Raw genomic sequence first — 15,764 nt, forward strand, 5'->3', positions numbered from 1 at the left:
TATTAAAACCGCTGACCTGTGGTAACTTCCAATCTAACTTCTCCTTGGTCGCTAATTCCTAAGTCGCCTCGAATCAACCCAAAGGATGAATTAACTCGCAATCCTAAGCCGTAACCAAAGCCACTTCCAGGTTTGTTTCGCAGTACTCCTGGTTCGCCTAGTACGCTGTCGCTAGACCCAAAATCGGAAGCGAGGTCAGTAAACAGAACTCCTCCGATTGACTGAAAGATTGGGAAACGATATTCCAGCGAAGCTAAACCATAACTCCGACCACTGGCGACTTTTCCATAACCGTAACCCCTGACAGAATCTAGTCCACCAATATTAAAAGCATCAGCGGGTGGAAAGTCTCCGATAATCGTACCAATTTGGAAATTAATCGCTAACATTTCGGGATTGTCGGTTGGTTTGCCGTTACCAATCCAATTAACTGGTAAATACTGAATATAATCTCCCTTTAGGCGATTGCTGGAAATATTGCCCAGTCCAATGGGAATCGCTTGTTCTGTGCTGAGGGTGAGGATTGAGCCTTGAGTCGGATTGTTTCGGCGATCGCGTTGATCTCTGGATACAGCAAATGATACGGTAAATAAGTCATCAATACCAGTACCGCTCACAGATAAAGGACTCCCTAATCTATCTACCTGTGCAACGTTATATTCGCGATCGCGTAGGCTAATCCTGGTATAATTAAGACTTATAGCTGTATCCCACTCATCAAAAGATTTTAAAACTCCTACAGAACCGCCAAACCTGCCCTCGCGCACTCTGTCACCGTTAGACAATCTGATATCTTCGTTGAAGGTTCCCGATATATTACGACTACGAAAGCCACTAAGGGTGTAGCCTAAGCGGTTTGGTTCTTGAGGACGATAACGACTAGTGAATTGACCATGAAATTGGACATCTTTACCACTGATTTGCACAGTTGTATCTAATTTATCGTTAATACCGCCAATATTTGCATCTCTATAACCCAATTGACCGTATAGACCAACATCATCGTTATTACCGCCTCCGAAAATTAGAGCAGGGAATTCACGCTCTTTGATTTCATAGATGAGATTAACGTTTGTGGTATCTTCTTGTCGATAAACATTGACTTCATTAAATGACTCTAATCTTCTCAATCGTTGCAAGTCTGCTTCTAGTAAATCTTCACGGAATACCTGACCAGGTTTGAGTTTCAGCAGACCAATGATAAAATCTTTTTGAGTGCGTCCTTTAATCGGCTGACCTTTGTCATCGAGTAACTGATCTTTGTTATTCACAAAACGAATCTGAATATCTTTGACAACTCTCTGAGAAAACTCCACAAACTGAGTATCTACTGGAATTGAACCGATATAATCACCATATTTTGCATATCCTCCCTCCATCTGTAATGTAGGTTCTACGCCATCCTCGGTAGAAAATTGCGAGTTTGCAATGGCTTCGAGATTTTGCCCACCTACTAACATTACTGCGATCGCAACTACAGCTATTTGAATATGCATAAACCAGGAGTCAGAATACAGAATTCAGAATTCAGAATACTCTACCCATAAAGAGATAGAGTTGTAATGAGAGAATATTTAATACTAGTTTCGCCCACAATTCTACTTGCTTTTAACCAATATTCATTACCCACTCGTACAGAATTAATACTGTTAGCGGATAGCTAAGGTTTAGCCCATTCTGACCGGAGACGCTCCGCCTCCGGCTGCACTCCTAAATTCTGAATTCTTCTTATAAATTAAGCTTTGTCATTACACCTTTTCTTCAGTAACTAACGTTAGACTAACCCATTCGCCTTTATCGTTGTAACTGCGAATCATTCGTTGGCGCAGATTTGGCTGGATTAACCAACCCACTTCCAGAAAAAATGGTTGGCGTAACTGCACCTTGAGAGGAGAAGTTGCAGAAGCACCATCTGGTAAAAATAATACTTGTACCTGCTTTTCTGGATCTTGGTCAAAGAGAACAATGGGGCCTTTGATGCTAGCAGTTGAGGTAATTGTGCGATCGCCAAAAGATGTATTTTGAATTAATCGCCCAGTATCATCAAGTTGTAATTTGAAGATTGTAGAGTAAGTATCAGGCGATCGCCAATCTGGATATATTGTAATTGCTTCGCCTTGCCATTCTCCCAACAAATCATTTATCTGCAAGGGTGGACGTTCTGCTGCTGGCGTTCCAGCAAGATGTTCTCGAATTAAGATGAGTTCCTTTAGCTGACCAATATTATCAAACAGTTGCACCAGACGCAAGCGGCGATTTTCATGAACAAAGGCGAGTTCTCCACCAAATTCGGAAAATGGCCCTAGCTGAATTAAACCTTCAGAAAATGAACCATTTTCAAAAAATAGCAGACCCCCTCCCACAGAACTAAAGTCTCTGACTACATCTTGTCCCGAACGACTCAGAGTTAGTCGCACTTTCTGGCTATTGTTCAAATGTTCTAGGGAAAGACAACTAGGAGTGTCATTCAAAAGTATTCCTTGGGGAGAAAAATTGGTAAATGAACCTTCCCAAACACCGAGATTCTGCAAAAAACATTCCCATTGCGATTTCATAAAGATTTCTCCCTTTGTCCTTTACCCATGCCCCATGCCCAATGCCTATCCTTTAGCAAAACGTCTGACAGCAAATAAGCTTCCCATTAATCCTACAGCTGCACCGAAGCTCAAAAGAATCAGGGGCAATAATAAAATTTCTCCTGGAGTGAGTTGCACTCTGTTGGTGATGACTTGGATAAACTCAGGTTGATTGACTAGCAACTTACCGAGAAACTGTTGAATCACAGAAATGAAACTCCAAGCGATCGCACCACCAACTAAACCAAAGGCAATTCCTTGTAAAATAAACGGCAGGTAAATCCAAACAGAAGTTGCTCCCACTAGCTGCATAATTTCAATTTCTTGGCGACGCGCCATGACAATTAGCCGAATTGTGGTGGTAGTAACTGCGATCGCTGTTAAAGTCAGAATAATTGTAATTGTGAAAGTAATCCAGTTCAAACCTTGGTGCAACTGAGCAATGCGTTTGACTGCTTCATCAACATACTGCACCGTTTCAACTCCCCGTAACTTAGCCAACTGGGTTGCTAAGTTTGGCACAACTTGAGAATTCCGGGCTTTCACCTTTATCTCATCAACCAGAGGATTTTCACCTAGTTGTTGGGTAGCACCTTCAATATCAGAAATTCTCATTTCCTTAACTAACTTCGTCCAGGCTTCTTCTTTGCTAATGGTTTGTATCCCCGCCACCTCTGGCATTTTGGCGATTAGCGGCTCAATATTTTCCATCCGCGTATCTGGTTCAAGATAAACTGATACTTCTAACTGGCTACCAAACTGATAGAGGAGTTTTTCGACTTGCCAAGAGGTTTGCAGACTCAAGCCGAATAAAAACAGTAACACCGTTACAGTACTTACAGCTGCCCAATTCATCCAACCCCCTCGCAGTAAACCGAGGAAAGTTTCTTTCAGTAGATAGTCAAGTTTCGTGAGAGATTTAAACACAAATCACCCCAGTCAATAATTCGTAATTCGTAATTCATAGTTCCCAATTTCCAATAGACATCTCCGAAAAACAATGTAGAGACGTAGCAGTGCTACGTCTCTACAAGGGTTCTGGGTAACGCATATTTAATTTGTGGAGATGCCCAATGCCCAATGCCCAATTCCCCACTCCTCAACTTGATAGAATTAAAATAGTAGGAATTTTCACCATCTAGCCATCAAGACTCATGCCTTCTGAAATTGCTGTAGAGAAAAAAAAGTTAAAAAATCCACCTTTGGAGCTTCATTATTTAGGCGATCGCGTGTTGCGTCAAGCTGCAAAGCGAATTTCTAAAGTAGATGATGAACTTCGCCAAATAGTGCGCGAAATGCTGCAAACTATGTACAGCAAAGATGGCATTGGTTTGGCTGCACCCCAAGTAGGAATTCACAAACAATTAATTGTCATCGACCTAGAACCAGAAAACGCAGCTAATCAGCCTTTGGTGTTGATTAACCCCACCATTAAACAAGTCAGCCGCGACCTCTGTGTTGCTGAAGAAGGATGCTTAAGCATTCCCAATGTATTCCTAGAAGTGAAGCGCCCCGAAGTCGTGGAAATCGCCTATAAAGACGAATACGGTCGTCCCCGGACATTAAAGGCTAGTGACCTTTTGGGACGCTGCATTCAGCACGAGATGGATCACCTCAACGGTGTGGTATTTGTAGACCGTGTGGAAAACTCCTTGACTTTAGCCCAGGAGCTATCTAAGAATGGCTTCTCGTATCAAGCGGTGAAACCAATAGCATAAGGGGGCTAGTAGTGTATTTAACTCCAAAAAGCAGTTTATTTCTGGGTGGTTCTTGTGTAAGTGCGATCGCCGCCGTTGGTTCGATTTTTGAACTCGGTTACGGGCAACCAGATTTTGGTGTCACAGCCACGGCGATTATTCTGGTATTGAGCATTCCACTCACAGGATTATTTTTCTTTGCCGCAGTTAAGGAAGCAAGGGCTAACATGAAATAAGCATCAGGTACATAAAAAAGGTAAAGGGATGAATCAAAAAGGCAAAATTCATTCTTTTACCTTTTATTTTTGCTCTCCATCGTAAATAAAAAGGTTTAAGGCCCCAAGCATTGCACGTAGCGCTAGTTTCTGTCGGGGTTATATCCCCATCTGAAAAATGTCTTTAAATTTTAAATTTTAAATTTTTAATTGTTAACTTCCACTGCCCCTAAAGCTTTTAGCGTCACTAACTGCGCTGCGGTTAACCCTGTAACCCCGGTGATATTCATTCCTTCGTAGGGTCGTGGCGATCGCAGTGTTTTTACACACTCACCCGTCGATACATCCCAAAGCTTAATTGTCTCATCTTGGCTACCACAAATCAGGGTTTGACCATCGGGACTAAAGGCAACCGATCTTACCCAATTAGCCCCTGGCAAGGTTTTCAGGCACTTGCCATTGTAGACATCCCATAATTTTACTGTTTGGTCTTCACTAGCACTAGCTAAAGTCTGTCCATCGGGACTAAAGGCAACTGACCAGACTCGATTTGTATGTTCTTGCAAGGTTGTCAAGCACTTGCCCATATAAATATCCCATAACTTCACTGTTTGGTCATCACTGCCACTAGCTAAAGTCTGACCATCTGGGCTGAAAGTAACCGACCTGATGCGATTGCTATGTCCCTCTAAAATTTGGATACATTTTCCTGTATAAATATCCCATAACCTGACTCTTTGGTTTTCACTGCCACTAGCTAAAGTTTGACCATCGGGACTAAAGGCAACCGATCTTACCCAACTGGTATGCCCTTTCAAGGTTTGGAGACACTTTCCGGTGTGGACATCCCATAATTTCACTGTTTGGTCGTCACTGCCGCTAGCTAAAATTTGACCATTGGGACTAAAAGCAACTGACCTAATGCGATTGGTATGTTGCTGCAATTTTCTGAGGCATTGTCCCGTCTGAACATCCCATAATTTAATGGTTTGTTTTTCGCTACCGCTAGCTAAAATTTGACCATCAGGACTGAAGGCAATTGACCGTACCCAACTGTTATGCCCCTCCAGAATTTTGATAAATTTATCGTTGCGGACATCCCATAATTTTACTGTTTGCTTTTCACTGCCACTAGCCAAAGTTTGACCATCGGGACTGAAGGCAACTGACCTAACCCGATTGCTATGCCCCTGCAAGGTTGTCAAAGATTTACCATTTTGGACATTCCATAACTTCACTGTTTGGTTTTCACTACCACTAGCTAAAGTTTGACCATCGGGACTGAAAGCAACTGACCGTACCCGATTAGTATGTCCCTGAAAGGTTTTCAGGCATTTACCATCACGAACATCCCATAACTTCACTGTCGGGTCGTCACCACCGCTAGCTAAAGTTTGCCCATCGGGACTAAAGGCAACTGACCATACCCGATTGGTATGTCCTTGTAAAGTTTTCAGACATTTACCATCATGAACATCCCATAATTTTACGGTTTGGTCATCACTGCCAGTAGCTAAAATTTCCCCATCGGGACTAAAAGCAACTGACCGTACCCAACTGCTATGCCCCTGTAAGGTTTTCAGGCATTTTCCATCACGAACATCCCATAATTTTACGGTTTGCTTTTCACTACAACTAGCCAAAGTTTGACCATCGGGACTAAAAGCTACTGACATAATTCGATTGGTATTTCCCTGCAAAGTTATCAGGCACTTACCATTGCGGACATCCCATAATTTCACTGTTTGGTCTTCACTGCCACTAGCCAAAGTTTGACCATCGGGACTAAAGGCAACTGACCTGACCCAATTGCTATGTCCCTGCAAAGTTATCAGGCATTTACCATCATGAACATCCCATAACTTCACTGTTTGGTCATCACTGCCACTAGCTAAAGTTTGCCCATCGGGACTAAAAGCTACTGATTTTACCCAACTGCTATGTCCAATGCAGCTAAAAAGTAGCTTGCCATCGTCAACTTGCCACAAGTAAGTCTTGCCATCAGCATCACCTGTAGCCAAAAGTTTTCCATTGGGGCTAAATGCTACTGACGAAATACTAACTAAAGTTTCTGCAAAAACGGACTTAGCTAAATCAGTATTGGTAAAATTCACTCGATGCAAATTCACACTTTGTAAATATGCTTGCCAAATAATTAAGTTAGAAAAGTCATAGCCGCTAAAATCAGTTTGTAATTGACAAAGGATATTTAGCAGATTTCCACCTGCATAAGCTGCTGTTTGGGGAACCTGTCGCAGATACAATAAAATTTGATATAGATGATGTTCAATATTTTTAGCATATCTAAAAATATTTAATAATCTATCGATGATTGGTTTAATAATCAGGGTAATTTGAGTGTTTCTAATATAATCTTTTGCCGTTGCTTCCATTAAAGCATGGCTCATAAATAGTCTCAGATCGCGAGTGGTAATTTCGTGACAAACCTGTTCAACCAGTCGGTCGGTAATGTATTCCATCACCACAGACTGGAGAGTGAAAATTGCTTTTCTTTGTTCAATTAGCGATCGCCGCCGCAGTGATTCTAGTGCTTCCATCATTTCCCTTTTAGGCAAGGGACGCACAATATCATTGAGCAATTCGTCTAGAGAAACTAATTCACGTTTGATTGCTAGCCAATAAATTATTTCTTTTTCGATCTCTGATAACCGCTCAAATTGCTGGTCTAGTAAATTTCGGGTGTCGCCAAAAATAATCTCACCTTCAGCCAGAAAAGCAGCAATATCACCACCAAATAACTCCCGAATTGGTTGAGAAACTAGCTTTAACGCCAAGGGATTACCAGAATATTTCTCAACTAGTTTGGCCCATTCTTGTGGTGAACCAAATAACCCTTTATCTTGGAGAATTTCTTGCCCTTCTGTTTGTTCTAAACCGACTAATGATAATGTTCTAACTGGTGATTCTTGTCCTTCTAAAGGAGCAAATTCTTTTGGTTTTTCGCGAGATGTCAGCACCAAACAGCTTTGATGTAGTTCTTCTCCTACCCGTTGCAGTAGTTGACCATAATCTTCATATTCATGTCTATAGTGTCCGGCGCGATCGCCTTCTTGTAAAATTGTCTCTGTATTATCAAATACCACAAGACAACGATGCTCTCGTAAATAATGAATCAGCAGTGTTACTCTACCATCTATGCTTTCTGGCAAATCTGTTTCTCTTTCATCAGATAAAAATCCGATCAGGTTTGCTAACATCTCGGCTACAGGTGGCGCATTGCGGAGACTTCGCCAAATCAAATACTCAAAGTTTTCCTGAACTTCCTTTGCCAGTTTCACGGATAAAGCGGTTTTGCCAATTCCGCCCATTCCCAATATGGCCACTAGTCGGCAATTATCCTCGATCAACCACTGCTGTAGCTGAGACAATTCTGCTATGCGTCCCCGAAAAAAGCAGACACCAGGCGCTTCACCCCAATCTTGGCGATTTTGGGTAATGGATTTTTCATTCAATAAAGATGCTTGATACTCAGATTCAATAACTTGCTGTAACTTAGTGAGCTTACCTGGGCCACTACCAATAACATTAAATTTCTTGTAAACTTCACTTAATCTTTTGCGTACTGCTTCGGCACTGATTGCCAATTTTTTCGCGATCGCATTTGGCGATTGTCCCTCAACAGCATATAAAAACACTTCGATCTCGCTGCTAGACAAGCACTGTTTTTCGGCGAAAGCCAAAAGAACATTTTCGGGAATGACACTCATACTCACACAAAGACACACTACAAACTAATGTTATCTCACATAGTGAGATAACATTACTGCCAATCTCGTATCCCCTCAATATTTCGGGGTAGACATTTGTTGCTCTGGGAATGCTTTCTTGGGCTTTGTCGTTCTTTTTCTGATGAGGTGCGCGATCGCGCCAATGAGTTTATTGTACCTCACTTAAAGAGTGCTGAGTAACGAGTGCTGAGTTTAGGATTTAGGATTTAGGAGTTAAAAATTTATTATTCTCCCCCTGCTCCCTGCCTCCCCTGCATTATCCCAACGATAATTATTTACGCTGACTTTGTGCGACTGGCTGCACATGCAAGCCCTCTGTCTCATCAACCGTAGGAGTGGCAATCAGCGATTCATTTCCTGTCAGACCTGATGTAATTTCTACTTCAGTACCATAATCTCGCCCAACGGCAACTTTTTGATAATGCACTGTGTGGTCTTTAGTTACTGTTGCTACCTGCGTACCTCCGGCATTAACGACTAAAACACTATCTGGCACAACAAAGGGAGGATTGGCGCGGTTAATGGCAAATCTGACATTGGCATACATCCCAGGTCGCAACGTCGCGTCTGAATTGCGTACTTCTAATTGTGTCAGCAAAGTGCGAGTAGTTGGATCTATAGCGTTGCTAGTACGCACTACTTTACCCGTAAACACTCGTTGGGGTAACTCTCTAACTGTAATTTGTGCTGTTTGTCCAGTTTGAAGTGACTGTGATAAACTCTGTGGAACACTCACATTTACCTTTAGATTGTCATAAGCGGCAATAGTATAAAGGCTGCTATTGCTAGTGTTGCTGGTACTGGTGTTGCCATTACCTGCTGAAATCAAAACACCTGTATTGACGTTACGTGCAGTAATCACTCCTGCGAAGGGAGCAGTGACTTTCTTATAAGACTGCAAGACGGTATTACGCTGGAAGTTTGCTTGACTTGCGTAGGCGTTAGCTTGCGCTGCATTGATGTTGGCAGAGTCAGAATTAACGGTGTTTTGTGCTGCCTCAACGCTAGCAAGATTAGCTTGATATGTGGCATATTTTGTATCTGCATCTTGTTGAGCAACTGCACCTTGCTTCACAAGAACTTGCCAACGCTCCCAACTCTGACGTGCTATCAAGAGATTAGCGCGGGCTTGCTTCAAATCAGAAACACCTTTAGCTAAATTAGCACGAGCTTGAGACACATTGGCTTGTGCTTGCACTAACTCTGCCTTCGCTTGTAGAACTTGCTGATCGGTATCTGGGGAATCAATCTCTGCCAACAACTGACCGGCTCGGACGCGATCGCCAATATCTGCATACCACCGCCGTAAATAGCCAGTACTGCGAGCGTAGATGGTCGTTTGATTTAGGGCTACAACATTGCCAGGTAGTTCCACTTTCGTAGCACCAGTAGCGCGACGGGGAGCGATCACGTTCACTGAGGGTACTGTGCTTGCTTCCTTTACTGCTGCTTGTAATTCTGACTTTTGGCCCAACCGGGGTAGAATGCCGATGGCCAGTAAACTACCAAAAAAAACAGCACCAATTACAGCCCAACCAATTCCACCGATGCCGCGTTTTTGTTTTTTAGAAGTCTTTTGTTCTTCAGAATCAGGAGATGGACGATGTTGAGAATCCATAGGTAAACTGTCCTGTATTATCTAATTTGCAGCAATTTAGTATGGGAATTGGGGATTGGGGACGCAGAGACGAATGGCACTAAGAAAAGCTATAAGCTTTGCCCTAACTGGTTCCCAGCCTCCAGGCTGGGAACCCATTCTCGGAGGCTCCGCCTCCAGTGGGCTGACCAGAGGCAGAGCCTCTTGGAATACATTCCCAGTCTGAAGACTGGGAACGAGATGACACAAGCCTTTCGCCTTTTCTTTGTGCCATTCGACGCAAAGACCAATGCCCAAGTCTCGTAGAGAAGTTAGGGACTTCCAAATAAAAAAATATCCAATTCCTTCTTGTGGGGTGGGCATCTTGCCCGCCCAGTTTATATGGCGGGCGAGATGCCCACGCCACAATATTGGATAATTTATTTCTTGGAGTTCCCTTAGAGAATTCTGAGTGCGACCTTTTGAATTGCTCATGACTTGCCTTGAGATGATGACAACGAGTAGGCTGTCTTTGGATCTGAGAAATTTAAATCGTCATCATCCTCATCAATAGGACGAGGTGCTTGACGCCTCATAATGCTGTATACAACAGGTACAAAGATCAGAGTCGCGACTGTTGCCGCTGATAAACCGCCAATTACAGCGCGACCCAAAGGTGCATTCTGTTCGCCACCTTCACCAAGACCAAGAGACATTGGTATCATGCCGATGAGCATGGCTAAGGCAGTCATTAGCACCGGACGCAACCTTGTATAACCTGCTGCTAAGGATGCTTTATAGGCATTTTCTCCTTCTACACGTTGCTCGTTAGCAAAAGTGATCATCAGAATACTGTTTGATGTTGCTACACCGATACTCATAATTGCACCCATTAACGAAGGAACGCTTAGGGTGGTGCGGGTGACAAACAGCATCCAAATGATCCCTGCTAAGGCACTCGGCAGCGCCATCATAATAATCAGGGGATCGAGCCAAGATTGGAAGTTTACTACCATTAAGCAGTAAACCAACACAATTGCAAACACAAGTCCTAAACCAAGTCCCAGAAAGGAAGAGTTCATCGTTTGCACTTGCCCACGAATATTAATCTGACTTCCCTTAGGCAATTTTTTCTGATAATCAGCGATGATTCGATTGACATCGCTGGCAACTCCCCCCAGGTCACGACCAGAGGAGTTAGCGTAGATATCGAAAACTGGCTGAATGTTGTAGTGATTCACAACTTGCATCACTGTGTCACGTTTGACACTAGCCAAATTACCTAAAAGTTGGGGTGCAGTTTGACCGTTGCCAACTGGCGTATTTTTCAGGCTATCAATAGAGTCAAGTTTATATTGAGGAACTTGTACAGCCAGAGTGTAACTCACGCCTTTTTTGGGATCGAGCCATTGGTTGATTGCAGCTTGACCGCTTGAACTTAAGGAAGTGAGGACGCTATTGGCAACATCACGCTGGGTCATCCCCAATTGTTGAGCCTCGGTGCGATCGACATCAAGACGTAATTTGGGAGCATCGACAACTTGCTGGAGATGTACATCTACAGCCCCAGGAATACGCGTCATCCGCGCGGCGATTTGTTGGGCAATTTCAAAGTTGGCTTTTGAATTTTTCAGAGGGCCAGATATTTGCACATCAACAGCAGCAGGCAAACCGAAATTGAGAATTTGAGTCACAATATCAGCCGGCTCAAAAAAGAAAGTGTAGTTGGGGAATGTCGCTTTCAATTTCTGGCGGAGTTCTTTGATGTAAGAATAAGTTGCACCAGATTCTTTTAGGGAGACAAGAATATCAGCATCAGCCGGCCCAATTGTCGCACCGTTGTAGCCATAAGTAAGGTTAATGCCACTTGTAGGTAAGCCGATGTTATCCAGAATCAGAGCGAGATTCTCTTTCGGTACTGTCTGGCGGATAACGCCTTCAACTTGGCTGACAATTCTCTCTGTCTCTTCCAAACGAGTACCAGGTAAGGCTCGAACATGGAGGCTAAACTGACCACCATCGACTTCCGGGAAAAAGTCTTGACCGACGAACGGCAACAAAACTCCGGCACTGACGATAAAAGCACCAAATAGCACAAAGACTATGCGACGGTGATTTAATGCTGAGGTCAGGACACCATAGTACCAGCTGCGAAATTTCTCAAATTGTCGGTTAAATTTTTCGTGTAGTTGCCAGATCCAATCTTTCTTCACAGGTTCGGCAGTGTTCATTGCTGCTTCTTCTGATTGGTGGTGGTTATCGCTACCATTATTGTTTTGAACTGGCGAATCTATATAATGGCTGTCGTGACCATTATTATTCTGAACTGGCGAATCTAAATGATGGTTATTGTTACCATGATGCTCCTCGTTTTCTCTATGCCAGTCCGCTTCGGATGGTAAAAGATAACTTGCCATTGTCGGTACTACAGTCCGAGATAGCACATAGGAAGCAAGCATCCCAAATACTACCGCCATCGCTAGCGGGACAAATAAGTACTTTGCCACTCCACTGAGAAACACGACCGGCACAAAGACAATACAAATACATAATGTTGCTACAAGTGCTGGAGTGGCGATTTGCTGCGCCCCATCTAAGATTGCTCGCTTAATTGGTTTACCTTGTCCGAGATTTCGGTGGATATTTTCAATTTCTACTGTGGCATCATCTACCAGAATCCCAACCGCTAAGGATAAACCACCTAAGGTCATGATGTTGAAAGTTTGTCCCAAACGACTCATAACAATAATCGAAACCAGCATCGAGAGGGGAATCGATACGGCTACAATTAAGGTGCTGCGCCAACTCCCCAAAAAAATCAAAATCATTAGCGCGGTGAGACAGGCTGCAATCAATCCTTCTTTGAGAACGCCTTCAATAGAAGCTTTCACAAATATAGATTGATCGAACAAAAACGCTAAATTCAGTTCTGGGGGTAAGGTGGATTGGATACGAGGCAAAGTTTTTTTGACTCGCTCGATCACATCAATTGTTGAGGCATTGCCACTCTTCAGAATACTAAGTAAGCTCGAGCGCCTGCCATTCTGACGTACAATATTTGATTGCACACCAAAGCCATCTCTTACCTGGGCGACATCACGAATGGAAATGATAGTACCATTAACTTGCTTAATCGGTAAGTCGTTGAGGGCTGTCACCACATCTGGACTATTGTTGATTTGGACGGCGAAATCGCGATCGCCTATTTTCATACCCCCTGCCGGTAAAACCAGGTTTTGGGCACTGACAGCATTCGTCACATCTTGGGCAGAAATTCCATTAGCCAACATCGCTTGGGGATCGATATCAACCATAATTTGCCGGGGTTTACCACCATAGGGCAGAGGTACACTCGCTCCTTGTACTGTTGCTAATTGGGTGCGGACGAAGTTGGTAGCATAGTCGAAGAGTGCTTCTTCTGGCAAGGTTTTGCTACTGACACTCATCTGGATAATCGGCACGGAAGAAGCGTTGTATTGAATGATGAATGGCGGTGTAATCCCAGGTGGCAAAGGGCGGAGAATTGTTTGGCTGACAGAGGTAATTTGAGCCACTGCTGAGGCAATATTAGCGTTAGGTTGGAAAAAAACCTTGACGACGCTAACACCACTTAAAGATTGAGACTCAATATGTTCGATGTCACCAACGGTTGTTGTCATAGCGCGTTCGCTAATGGTGACGATTCGCTGTGCCATTTCCTCAGATGTGGTACCAGTGTAAGTCCAAACTACGCTGACAACCGGGATGTTAATTGCGGGGAAAATATCAACTGGTGTGCTAAATATTGTTACTACACCAAGGATCACAATCATCAAAGCTGCGATCGCGAATGTGTACGGAAGACGTAAAGCAATTTTGACGATCCACATAGTTACTTAGGATACTTCAAAAGTTTTTGGTGTTAAAGCTGTTTTACTCATCACTCATTACTCATTACTCTTGATTGAGGTTGGCATTTGAGCTAGTTGCAGTTGTTCTGTTTGGAGTTGCTCAACTAGCCACTCAATTTCTGATTCGATCACTTCAAATGCCCGTCTTTGCACTTTCGCTTGATATAAATCATCAGTAATTTCAACTGCTTTTTTCTCTGCAAGGCGTAACTGACATGACATCAATCGATATTCAATTAACTGCACTCGTTCTTTGGGTAATAAATGGCTAAAGAAAAAAAATTTGATTAGGAATCGCGATCGCGCATTTACCCAGCTTTCATGAGGATATGCCAACATCTCTCGATACCAAGTGTTTTTGCCGAGGGGTGTAATTTCATATACCTTTCCACAATGCCCACCTTCTTCTATTTGTTCTGCACATAAGCTCACTTCACCTTGTTCTTCCATGCGCTTCAGAAGAGGATAAATCGCACCATAGTTGACACAAATACTGCAACTCATAAACATCTCTAGTTGCTGTTTGAGCCGATAACCGTTTAATGGTTCTCGCTGTAATAAACCTAATACTGCCAACTTCAGCATTTTGATATATCAATCTGATATGTTGATTAACCATATCAAATTGAGCCTTTTTAGCCAAGTACTTAAGGTTCAATTGTCAGAATTCCTTGTGATCTCACATAAGTTACCTGTGTACTGGCTACGGGTGAGTGAGACAGGTTAGTTTTTTTATTTGTAAGTCCCAAAAGTCAGGATTAATTTGGAGACTTTAGCTGAGTTTGTAGTATCTTATGCTATTTAAATAATTTTCTTTATAGTTTACCTTGACCTAACTCACTTAGTTATCTTATAGTGAGTTTAACCGCTGAAACAACGGTGACTTAGTAAGCTTACGGGTGAATAAAAGAAACTTAGTGAGTAATAGATGAAGGCAAAGCCTGGAACTGCAAATTCTGAAAAAGGCAAGTATACAAATTGCCTGTAGGAATTTCGAGGGTTCAATGCGCGTAGTGCGCTTCTGTGTGATTACGCGCATTGAACATCTAACCAGATTGCCCTGGTAATTCATCAAAGAGCTTAATTTTTCACGATCTGCAAATATTAAGACCACCTTCGTTGGCATTCCCACTCTACTCAGGAGTAGGACTGTTGTGTATTTTGACTTGGTGGGAGCAAAACTGTGGATATTCGCTGTTTCTTTAGTGTGTCAGGGGAGTGCTAACTGCTGCCTAGATTCAACTTTCAAAACAGGAAAAAACTATGAAACCCAGTCTCAAAGATAACGATAATCTGCTGTTCAGGTGGTTTTTTATAGGACTCAAATATTTTCTGCTGGGGCTGCTGGGGCTGGTAATAGCCTTGGTTGTGTCTCACGCTTTGGGGGCTAATACGATAGTTGGGATGCTTTTATCCGCAAATCTACGGTTATGGGTTGCGAGGATAGCAATTTTCCTAATCTGTCTATTTGCGATCGCAATGATATTTGAGTCTTGGGGTTAAGGCCTATCTTGACAATAAATAGCCTTTGGCTAACTTCCACTTAGCCAAAGGCTTCGTAACTTTCCATTTGGAGATTATATCATGCTCAACAACAAGGGCTCTGGGTTAGAACCAATTTCGCCACTTTTAGTTATCTTAGTGGCAGGATCTATTTCTTTAGCGATCGTTAACAAAGCTAATCACCCGGCATATTTTGACATCGTTAAAATAGCTATGGGCTCTATTTTGTCAGAAGAGTTTGCAGACTAGAACAGGGGATTGTGTTTATCATCCCAACATTTGCGATCGCTCCAATTTCTGCCAGTATGTTCACATTCAGATGCATCATCTATCCAAGGAATCGATGTAGAGTGGTACGAGTTTCTAGTGACAGCAAATAAGCTAGCAGTCAATAAGGGCAATAATAAGGATAAAGTTATCAGTGTGCAAATCGGTAGAATTATCAAATATCCAGTGAGCAGGATAACGTTACTATTAGTCCAAAAAACTGCACCTATCTGATTATTTTTTGGACGAGTTCTTAAGCTGGTTCTTGAATTCGAGAAAAGCATAATGCAA

Annotated in this window: 13 protein-coding genes; 4 read left to right on the plus strand and 9 right to left on the minus strand. The window is 42.8% G+C overall.

What is annotated here, in order from left to right; all coding sequences use genetic code 11:
• Positions 1–2: 2 nt before the first annotated feature.
• The 3 genes from FD723_RS10365 to FD723_RS10375 all read right to left on the minus strand — a co-directional run bounded on the left by FD723_RS10365 (position 3) and on the right by FD723_RS10375 (position 3,503).
• On the minus strand, positions 3–1,496 hold the full coding sequence (locus tag FD723_RS10365; RefSeq protein ID WP_179065263.1) for a BamA/TamA family outer membrane protein: 1,494 nt from the start codon (positions 1,494–1,496) through the stop codon (positions 3–5).
• Positions 1,497–1,748: 252 nt separating this feature from the next.
• A complete protein-coding gene (locus tag FD723_RS10370; RefSeq protein ID WP_179065264.1) occupies positions 1,749–2,555 on the minus strand; it encodes a DUF3598 family protein in 807 nt (268 codons plus the stop codon).
• Between the two features lie 45 nt (positions 2,556–2,600).
• On the minus strand, positions 2,601–3,503 hold the full coding sequence (locus FD723_RS10375; RefSeq protein ID WP_179065265.1) for an ABC transporter permease: 903 nt from the start codon (positions 3,501–3,503) through the stop codon (positions 2,601–2,603).
• A 227-nt stretch (positions 3,504–3,730) separates the two neighbouring features.
• On the opposite strand from FD723_RS10375, the gene def reads away from it, so the two are divergent.
• Both def and FD723_RS10385 read left to right on the plus strand, forming a co-directional pair.
• Positions 3,731–4,294, plus strand: coding sequence for a peptide deformylase (gene def, locus FD723_RS10380; RefSeq protein ID WP_179065266.1), 564 nt, complete (start codon positions 3,731–3,733; stop codon positions 4,292–4,294).
• Positions 4,295–4,305: 11 nt separating this feature from the next.
• Positions 4,306–4,509 (plus strand): hypothetical protein, encoded by a 204-nt coding sequence (locus FD723_RS10385; RefSeq protein ID WP_179065267.1) that lies wholly within the window; start codon positions 4,306–4,308, stop codon positions 4,507–4,509.
• Positions 4,510–4,694: 185 nt separating this feature from the next.
• Here FD723_RS10385 and FD723_RS10390 read toward each other — a convergent pair whose 3' ends face one another.
• The 5 genes from FD723_RS10390 to FD723_RS10410 form a co-directional block, all read right to left on the minus strand.
• The gene (locus FD723_RS10390; protein WP_179065268.1) at positions 4,695–8,216 is read right to left on the minus strand and encodes an NB-ARC domain-containing protein; all 3,522 of its coding nucleotides are present in this window, start codon (positions 8,214–8,216) and stop codon (positions 4,695–4,697) included.
• A 292-nt stretch (positions 8,217–8,508) separates the two neighbouring features.
• Positions 8,509–9,855, minus strand: a complete 1,347-nt coding sequence (locus FD723_RS10395) for an efflux RND transporter periplasmic adaptor subunit (RefSeq protein WP_179065269.1) — start codon at positions 9,853–9,855, stop codon at positions 8,509–8,511.
• Between the two features lie 36 nt (positions 9,856–9,891).
• Positions 9,892–10,308, minus strand: coding sequence for a hypothetical protein (locus FD723_RS10400; RefSeq protein ID WP_179065270.1), 417 nt, complete (start codon positions 10,306–10,308; stop codon positions 9,892–9,894).
• A complete protein-coding gene (locus FD723_RS10405; RefSeq protein WP_179065271.1) occupies positions 10,305–13,682 on the minus strand; it encodes an efflux RND transporter permease subunit in 3,378 nt (1,125 codons plus the stop codon). The genes FD723_RS10400 and FD723_RS10405 overlap by 4 nt, the downstream gene beginning before the upstream one ends.
• 57 nt (positions 13,683–13,739) lie before the next feature.
• On the minus strand, positions 13,740–14,288 hold the full coding sequence (locus FD723_RS10410; protein WP_179065272.1) for a PadR family transcriptional regulator: 549 nt from the start codon (positions 14,286–14,288) through the stop codon (positions 13,740–13,742).
• A 678-nt stretch (positions 14,289–14,966) separates the two neighbouring features.
• On the opposite strand from FD723_RS10410, the gene FD723_RS10415 reads away from it, so the two are divergent.
• Positions 14,967–15,206 carry a hypothetical protein gene (locus FD723_RS10415; protein WP_179065273.1) on the plus strand — a complete coding sequence of 80 codons (240 nt, stop codon included), beginning with the start codon at positions 14,967–14,969 and terminating at the stop codon, positions 15,204–15,206.
• 81 nt (positions 15,207–15,287) lie between these two features.
• The gene (locus tag FD723_RS10420) at positions 15,288–15,455 is read left to right on the plus strand and encodes a hypothetical protein (protein WP_179065274.1); all 168 of its coding nucleotides are present in this window, start codon (positions 15,288–15,290) and stop codon (positions 15,453–15,455) included.
• Here FD723_RS10420 and FD723_RS10425 read toward each other — a convergent pair.
• A complete protein-coding gene (locus FD723_RS10425; protein WP_179065275.1) occupies positions 15,452–15,757 on the minus strand; it encodes a hypothetical protein in 306 nt (101 codons plus the stop codon). The two genes, FD723_RS10420 and FD723_RS10425, sit on opposite strands and share 4 nt — an antisense overlap.
• Positions 15,758–15,764 lie beyond the last annotated feature (7 nt).

Origin of the sequence: Nostoc sp. C052 (genome assembly GCF_013393905.1) — a bacterium.
In the GTDB taxonomy this organism is placed as follows: Bacteria; Cyanobacteriota; Cyanobacteriia; order Cyanobacteriales; family Nostocaceae; genus Nostoc.

Coding starts and splice junctions, on each gene's coding strand:
- FD723_RS10365 (WP_179065263.1), bottom strand. CDS start 1,496: ATGCATATTCAAATAGCTGTAGTTGCGATCGCAGTAATGTTAGTAGGT.
- FD723_RS10370 (WP_179065264.1), bottom strand. CDS start 2,555: ATGAAATCGCAATGGGAATGTTTTTTGCAGAATCTCGGTGTTTGGGAA.
- def (WP_179065266.1), top strand. CDS start 3,731: ATGCCTTCTGAAATTGCTGTAGAGAAAAAAAAGTTAAAAAATCCACCT.
- FD723_RS10390 (WP_179065268.1), bottom strand. CDS start 8,216: ATGAGTGTCATTCCCGAAAATGTTCTTTTGGCTTTCGCCGAAAAACAG.
- FD723_RS10395 (WP_179065269.1), bottom strand. CDS start 9,855: ATGGATTCTCAACATCGTCCATCTCCTGATTCTGAAGAACAAAAGACT.
- FD723_RS10400 (WP_179065270.1), bottom strand. CDS start 10,308: ATGAGCAATTCAAAAGGTCGCACTCAGAATTCTCTAAGGGAACTCCAA.
- FD723_RS10405 (WP_179065271.1), bottom strand. CDS start 13,682: ATGTGGATCGTCAAAATTGCTTTACGTCTTCCGTACACATTCGCGATC.
- FD723_RS10410 (WP_179065272.1), bottom strand. CDS start 14,288: ATGCTGAAGTTGGCAGTATTAGGTTTATTACAGCGAGAACCATTAAAC.
- FD723_RS10415 (WP_179065273.1), top strand. CDS start 14,967: ATGAAACCCAGTCTCAAAGATAACGATAATCTGCTGTTCAGGTGGTTT.
- FD723_RS10420 (WP_179065274.1), top strand. CDS start 15,288: ATGCTCAACAACAAGGGCTCTGGGTTAGAACCAATTTCGCCACTTTTA.
- FD723_RS10425 (WP_179065275.1), bottom strand. CDS start 15,757: ATGCTTTTCTCGAATTCAAGAACCAGCTTAAGAACTCGTCCAAAAAAT.